The organism is Maribacter sp. (genome assembly GCF_016744255.1).
GTDB lineage: Bacteria > Bacteroidota > Bacteroidia > Flavobacteriales > Flavobacteriaceae > Maribacter_B.
The window spans coordinates 1-8,164 of record NZ_JADGES010000132.1 but is presented as its reverse complement, the minus strand read 5'-3'; the positions used below and the strand labels follow the sequence as shown (position 1 = coordinate 8,164).

4 protein-coding genes are annotated in these 8,164 nt (G+C 36.3%); all 4 read left to right on the top strand.

Annotation, left to right across the window (positions count from 1 at the left end; translation table 11 throughout):
* A partial coding sequence (locus tag QZZ51_RS15420) for a GH92 family glycosyl hydrolase (protein ID WP_291871282.1) occupies nucleotides 1-2,100 on the top strand: 2,100 nt, incomplete at its 5' end.
* A 234-nt stretch (nucleotides 2,101-2,334) separates the two neighbouring features.
* A complete protein-coding gene (locus QZZ51_RS15415; RefSeq protein ID WP_291871281.1) occupies nucleotides 2,335-5,388 on the top strand; it encodes a SusC/RagA family TonB-linked outer membrane protein in 3,054 nt (1,017 codons plus the stop codon).
* Nucleotides 5,389-5,390: 2 nt separating this feature from the next.
* Entirely contained in the window at nucleotides 5,391-6,995 is a 1,605-nt protein-coding gene (locus tag QZZ51_RS15410) for a SusD/RagB family nutrient-binding outer membrane lipoprotein (RefSeq protein WP_291871280.1), read from the top strand.
* Between the two features lie 98 nt (nucleotides 6,996-7,093).
* Nucleotides 7,094-8,164, top strand: a 1,071-nt coding sequence (locus QZZ51_RS15405; protein WP_291871279.1) for a VCBS repeat-containing protein, incomplete at its 3' end; no start/stop codon positions are given.

The following is an 8,164-nucleotide window of genomic DNA, read 5'->3' as shown; positions in this document are numbered from 1 at the left end:
TCTGATGCCAGAAAAAGAACGTTTTATACGGCAATGTATCATAGCTTTATTTCACCAAATATAATTTCGGATGTGGATGGTAGGTATGTTGTAGAGGGGAAAATATACGAATCTAAAAAAGTACAATACAGTAATTTTTCTACCTGGGATACGTATAGGGCACAGCAGCCTTTATTAAATCTTCTAGACCAAGAAAGTTCCTCTAAAATGGTGAATAGTCTTATTTCTAGAGATACACAAGCAAAGGTTGGGCAGCCAGTATGGGAGCTTTTTGGGTTCGATAATGCTTGTATGATTGGGTATTCAACCGCTGCGGTGATAGGAGACGCAGTTTTAAAAGATGTTAAAGGGATAAATAAAGAAGAGGCATTTAATTCTATGTATCAATCTGCATTCGATTTAACTAAACATAGTGCTGTTTATGATGTAAGTGGGTTAAAAGATTACATAAACTATGGCTTTGTAACTGCAGAAACAGGGTCGTCGGTATCTAAAACTACGGAGTATAATTACCATGACTTTGTTATAGCAAAAGTTGCGGATAAATTAGGGAAAGAAAAAGAGGCACAGGAGTTTTTTAATAGAAGTATAGGGTATCGCTCTTTATATAATGAGCAAGACGGATACTTGTATCCTGTCTATAGCAACGGTTCTATGAATAAAATAGATATAACGAAATGGGATGGACTTATTCCAAATTATGTGTCCGGTAATATATGGGCATACTCGGCATATACACCACATGATATGCAAGGAATAATTCAATTACACGGAGGAAAAGAAAAATACGGTAAGTGGTTAGATAAAATTTTTAGTGATACCACGGAACTAGGGGGTGCGCAGCATGTCGATATTTCTGGTTTTATTGGAAAATATGGGCATGGAGATGAACCAGGGCACCAAATGCCTTATTTGTATAACTATGTTGGGCAGCCATGGAAAGGGCAAAAACATATAAATAATGTGCTTACCACTATGTACAAAGACACTCCAGATGGATTGATAAATAATGAAGATTTAGGCCAAATGTCTGCTTGGTATATTTTTAGCGCATTAGGATTTTATCCAGTTTCTCCAGCAGATTTAACATACCAAATAGGAGCTCCATTGCAGGAGTTAGCTACCATAAATTTAGAAAATGGGAATCAATTTTTAATAAAGGCTGTGAATTGTTCTAAAGAGAATTTTTATGTGCAATCCTTAAAGTTAAATGGAAAAGAATATAATAAAACTTTTATGGAACATAAGACCATAATGACTGGTGGAACTTTAGAATTTATTATGGGAAGTACGCCAAACGAATTTTGGGGTGCTACGGAAGAAAGCGCTTCGATAGGTAAAATATCTAAGACCGTGCCTAAGGTAATTGCTAAAGCAGCAAAATCTCCTTACGATACAAATACTAATTATTATTTTTCAGAGACTCATTTGGTATCGTTAGAATCTGCTGGAGAAGACACTGAAATTTATTATACTCTTGATGGTTCGGAACCTAATAAGAAATCTCAAAAATATACAGAAGCATTTAAGATATCTAAAAATTGTATGCTTAAGGCTATTGCAATTGAGAGAGGGTTGAACTCAAGTAAAATCTACGAGAAGCAATTTTTTAAAAGTGTATTTCCGTTATTAAAAACAGGGTTTCCTGTAATTAGAATGAATCAATGGGGAGGACCAAGTTATGGTGAAGCTGATGGTAGTATGTTGTTTGATGAACTTACGGGTTCTAAAAGTTATGGCGATGCTAAATGGACAGGGTTAAAGAAGTCTTTTGATATTGAGGTTGATTTGGGAAGTTCTCAGTTACTATCCAACATGTCTGTAGGAGTATTGTATGATACTGCATCATGGATTTTTCCGGCAAGTAAAATAGAAGTTTATGGAGGTGAAACTGCTAATAATTTAAAGCCAATAGGAGGAAAGAGTTTGCAAGAAAAAAGCCAATACAATAAAGAAGTGGTTAGGCAAATATTAAAACTAGATAAAGGGAATTATCGCTATTTAAAAATTGTGATAAAACCTTTTGGATTGGGTCCAGATTGGCATGGTTCTACAGGTAAAAAAGTGTGGCTATTTATAGATGAAATAAATTTATTTTAAATCTAATGGGCGTTAAATTATTGTTGTATTACTGTTAAAATATAAGGTTTCCTAAAGGAGGAGTAAGAATAGCTATAATTTAGTCCATCTAGCAACAAAAACGGTTTCGTTTAAGGTACCCTTTAGCTTTTGAGCATTGTTGTTAGTCGAAAATCTTCATAAAATTATCTTAAAAAAATGAATATTTAATAGGATTTTAAGAATTAGAGTAAAAACTAACTAAACTTAACTCGTATGAACAAAAAGATTAATTATTTTTTGATTTTTGTGGCATTGCTCTTTTTACAGGGTGTTATGGCACAAAATAAAACTGTTTCAGGAACAGTGTCCGATAACAGTGGAACACCACTTCCAGGTGTAAATGTTATTGAGAAGGGTACAGCAAATGGTACCTCTACAGATTTTGACGGAAACTATACTTTAAATGTAAGTGACAATGCAGTGCTTTCTTTTTCGTATTTAGGATTCTCTACGCAAGATGTTCTTGTGGCAGGTAAAAGTGTTTTAAATATTTCGATGGAAGAAGATGCTGAAATGTTAGGAGAAGTTGTTGTAACGGCGCTTGGCATCAAAAAAAGTGAACGCAAACTAGGTTATGCAGTTACTGAAGTAGGTGGGGAGAATTTAAGTAAAGCCCGTGAAACTAACGTAGCAAATTCACTTGTAGGTAAAGTTGCTGGTCTTGTTGTTAAAAGTACAAGCGGTGGCCCTGGGGGAACTTCAAAAATTCAATTGAGAGGCGTTTCTAACCTTAGCGGTGGAGGTTCTCCTCTTTTTGTAATTGACGGAGTGCCTATGGATAACACTCAGCGTGGTTCAGCTGGTCAATGGGGTGGTGCAGATCAAGGTGATGGTATTGGTAATTTAAGCCCTGATGATATTGAAAAGATGACGGTACTTAAAGGACAAGCAGCATCTGCTCTTTATGGCTCTAGAGCCTCGAACGGTGTTATCTTGATTACTACAAAAAAAGGGGATAAAAATGGTAGTTGGTCCTTAACCTACAATAGTAACCTTTCAATAGAAAACGCTGTAGACTTCACGGACTTTCAGAAACAATACGGACAAGGGACTGCTGGAATAAAGCCTTTAACAGCAACTGATGCACGAACTACGGGACGGTTGTCATGGGGCTCTCGTTTGGACGGTAGCGATGTTATCGGTTTTGATGGAAAACAATATAAGTATAGCCTGGCCGAGAATGATTACCTTGATTTTTATAGAACCGGAACAAATTTTACGAATAGCGTATCTGTTTCTAAGGGTTGGTCAGAAGGTTCTTTTAGAATATCTTTCTCCGATTTAAATTCTAAGTCCATTGTTCCGAATAGTAATTTAAAGCGAAATACGGTCAATCTTACGGTAGATCAGGATATTACGGATAAGCTGAACATTTCGGCAACAATAAACTACACCGATGAAAGATCCAAAAACAAATCCTTTTTAAGTGATGGTCCGAAGAACCCAAATAATTTTCTCTTTTTGGCTCCGAACATCGATCATAACATTTTTGCACCTGGATTTAATCCAGATACTGGGGCGGAAACGGTTTTCAGTGATGATATTTATGTTACAAACCCTTATTTTATTACGAATAAAGGGCTAGAAGACCCAACAAGAAAAAGAACCATTTCGATTGTTTCTACAAAATATAATTTTACAGATAATATTTATGCTTTGTTTCGTGTTGGTAATGATGCAATTAACGATACCTTCTTTAGTGTTAACCCTTGGGGTCTAGCCTTTACACAAGATCTGAAAGGCGGTTTAGGTAACAAAGGGCAAAAAACTAGTTCAGAATTCAATGTTGATGGAATTTTTGGTGCAACATTTGATGTTGCCAAAGATATTGAGGTGGATGCCCTTTTGGGGGCCAATTTGCGTAAAAATAAAAATGAATTAGTTGGTGTCAGTGGTGGTCCTTTTGTGTTACCTTATCTGTACTCACCTGCTAACGTGGTAAATATTGGTAGGTCTTATAGTTTTGGTGAGAGAGAGGCTCAATCAGCTTACTATTCTGTTGGGTTTAGTTATAAGAAATATTTGACCTTGACAACTACTGGTAGATATGATGTATATTCAACTTTATCATCTCCGATTAGCGATAGTAATGATATTTTCTCTCCTTCCGTAACTATGGCCTTTAATTTCGCAGAATTGGCAAATATAGAAGCTTTAGATTTTGCTAAGTTCCGAGCTTCATATGCAATTACAAGCGGGGAGCCTACTGACCCGTATACGAACCAATTATATTATAATTCTGGTAACGCTTTAGGTGGTGTTCCTACTGGTTCTTCTCCTACGCGTATACCGAATCTTTTCTTAAAACCTTATACGACTAGCGAGGTAGAAGTTGGTTTGGACCTCAGGTTCTTTAAAAACCGGTTATCGTTAGATCTTGCATATTTTGTCAAAAAATCTAAAGATGAAATTCAAAATGCGACCTACAGTTTGTCCTCTGGTTTCGGAAGTGGTGTTATCGCTAACGGTTCCATTCAAAACAAGGGCTTAGAAGTTTTAGTTACTGGTGTGCCAATTCAGACTGATAATTTTTCTTGGACTACCTCTGTAAATTTCACTTCTATTAAGAATGAAGTGTTGAAAACCGATTTATTGGATAACCCAATTGGTCTAGGTCTAAACAGAGCAACTTTAGGAAATGCGGTAACTGCGTTTGTTGTTGGTGAAGCAGGTCCTCAAATTAGGGCTTATGATTATCAATATGATGGGTCTGGTGATATTGTTTTAGATGCTTCTGGGTTGCCAGTAAGAGGTGAATTCAAAAATTACGGATCCGTACTTCCAGATTTTTATGGAGGATGGAATAACTCTTTTTCCTATAAAAACCTGAGTTTGTCCTTTTTATTGGATTTCAATTATGGCAACAAAGTTTTGTCCGCAACTGAGTTTTATTCGCGATTCAGAGGGCTTAATAAAGTTACTTTGGAAGGCCGTGAAACAGGTGTGGGGATTTCTTCAGCACAAGATTATTACCAAGCAGAGGCTCAAAACATTACAAGTACTAGTGTTGTAGATGGTGATTTCATAAAATTAAGACAGCTGACATTAGGGTATTCATTTCCATCGGAACTTTTTAATAATGTAAAAGGATTAAAAGGGATTAATATCTCATTAGTGGCTCGTAACCTAGGATTCTTAATGCGAAAGGCTAAGAATATTGATCCGGAAAATACTTTCGGATCGGAATTGAGGTACTTGGGCATAGAAGGTACTAGTTTGCCATCAACTAGGTCGCTAGGTCTTAATGTTAATTTCAAAATTAAATAATCATGAATTTATATATAAAAAGAATATTCCTTGCGTCGTTTTTTCTCTTCACTTTCTCTTGCGATGACGACTTCGCAGAATTAAATACGGATCCGAATAAAGCTGGAGCCGAAGTTTTTGATGCCAATTTGATTTTACCGAACGTGATTTATAATAGTGGAAATAACCGAAATGGTTATAGCGGCGCTGTCTTGTTTCAAGTAATGTGGGTACAATTGATGGCTTCTACATCAACAGGTGGAGCCAATTATTATTCCAATGCAGATAAATACGTAGCTTCGGGTAGTACTAATTCATATATAGGAAACTTCTGGTTTGGGCAGTATAGTACTTCTTCTAGAGCCAAACAACTGGAGAAATTAGCAACAGAAAAAGGGTTGACTAATTTGGCAAGTATAGGAAAGATAATGCAAATACAGGACATTGGTTTTATTTCAGACGTGTATGGAGATGTTCCGTATGCTGAGGCTTTGCAAGCAGATGAGGGGCTTACGGCTCCATCATATCAATTACAGTCAAGTTTATATCCTGAAATGTTAGCGGATTTAGAGACAGCTATATTAACCCTAAATGATGAAGGTGACAAACCTACAAATGATATTCTCTATGACGGGGATATTTCGAAATGGCGTAAATTTGGTTATTCGTTAATGTTGAAATTTGCTTCACGATTGGTAAAAGTTGATGCAGCTACGGCTCAGACTTTTATAACAAAGGCTTTAAATGGCGGTATTTTCGACTCACCAGAAGACGATGCATTCTCCCCTATGGATGAGGCAAACGGCTTCACCAATTCTACGGCAAATGCATTTAACGTGGTTGATGATCTTTATGAGGTTCGTTGGAGTAAAACTTTTGTTGACTATTTAAAAGCTACAAACGATCCTCGATTAACTATTGTTGCGGAAATACCTCTTGCTGGATTAGCAGGCAATAAAGATCTTGCTGCAGGAGATTCTGACCCGGCATTACAATTGGGTCTACCTAATGGTTTTGATCTTAAGGGTGGAGCGACTGATGTTGCTAACGCACCTGGTTTTCCTGGGTCTACGGGCATGGGTGATGATTTAGCCCCTATAGGAAACTATTCTAGACCTACGGCTATTTATAGAAATAGGGAGGTACCCACTTTTATTTTGACTTATTCTCAAGTACAGCTATTACTTGCTGATGCTGCAGCTAGAGGACTTACTGTGCCAGGTTCGGCTTCAGATTATTATAATGAAGGAGTTACCGCTGCAATGGCAACTCTTAATAAAATGGGAGGGGCACAAATTAATCCAACAGATGCAAGTGCTTATGCCATAGCGAATCCTCTTGATACAAGCAGTTCCGAAGCGTCGTTAAAAATGATTAACGAACAGTACTGGGCCTCTACTGGTATGATTGGTAATTTTGTTGAAGCATGGAACAATTGGAAAAGGTCTGACTATCCGGTCTTGACTCCAGTAAATTATTCTGGAAACTTTTCCGGGGGTAAAATACCTGTAAGACAACCTTATCCTTCTGGAGAAGAATTTACTAATACAGAAAATTATAAAGAAGCCATTGGTAGAATTGGTGGGCCCAATGATTGGACAACTAAAGTATGGTGGGATGTCAACTAAAAATGTGCTCTGTGTTGAAAATATTGAGTTAGTTTTTGTTAAGTAGTTTAATAAAGGAGGGGAAACCCTCCTTTATTTGTTTAAAATAATTTCATATTATGAGAAAAACTATAAAATTATCTAAGTTTTGGTTGCTTAGTATAGCCATTATTGGGTTGAGTAGCGCAGTTAATTCACAAAATAAGAAGCGATTTAAACTATTAAATTCGAATAAAACAGGTATTGATTTTGTAAATAAGATAAAGGACACTAAAGAAGCTAATATTCTATTATATGCCAATTATTATGGAGGGGCAGGTGTTGGTGTTGGCGATTTTAATGGGGATAATTTACAGGATATTTTTTTTGCAGGAAATCTAGTTGAAGATAGGTTGTACTTTAATCAAGGAGATTTCTCTTTTAAAGATGTTACTGAGGATTCCGGGGTGTATAATGATGGCGGTTGGTCTACTGGTGTTACTGTCGCCGATATTAATAATGATGGGCATTTAGATATATACGTAAGCAGGGAGCTGTATGATGACAAACCGGACTTAAGAAAAAATTTATTATATATAAATGAAGGAGATGGAACTTTCACAGAACAAGCTGAGGATTATGGTATAGACGATAATCAGCGAACCAGACATGCTACATTTTTTGATTATGATAAAGATGGTTGGCTAGATCTTTTATTATTAACCCAACCCCCTAATCCTGGGAGTTATTCAGAATTTATGGGTACTACCTTATTAAAACCCGAATACACTTTAAAATTACTAAGGAATACTGGTAAACATTTTGAAGATGTTACCAAAAAAGCAGGATTGTTTTTAATGGGATTTCCTAATGGGGTTTCCGCAAGCGATTTAAATAATGACGGGTGGACAGATCTTTATGTCACTAATGATTTTTATGCTCCAGACCGTTTGTTAATAAATAATCAAGATGGTACTTTTTCTAATAAAACGAATACTGCGGTAAATCATATGCCATATTACAGTATGGGTATTGATGTGGCAGATATTAATAATGATGGGTTGCTCGATATTTTTGTTGTAGATATGGTAGCTGAAGATAATTTTAGACTTAAATCTAACATGAGCGGCATGAATCCAAATTCTTTTTGGAAGGTCGTAAACGATGGAGGGCATTATCAATACATGTATAATGCAATGCAGTTGAATAAT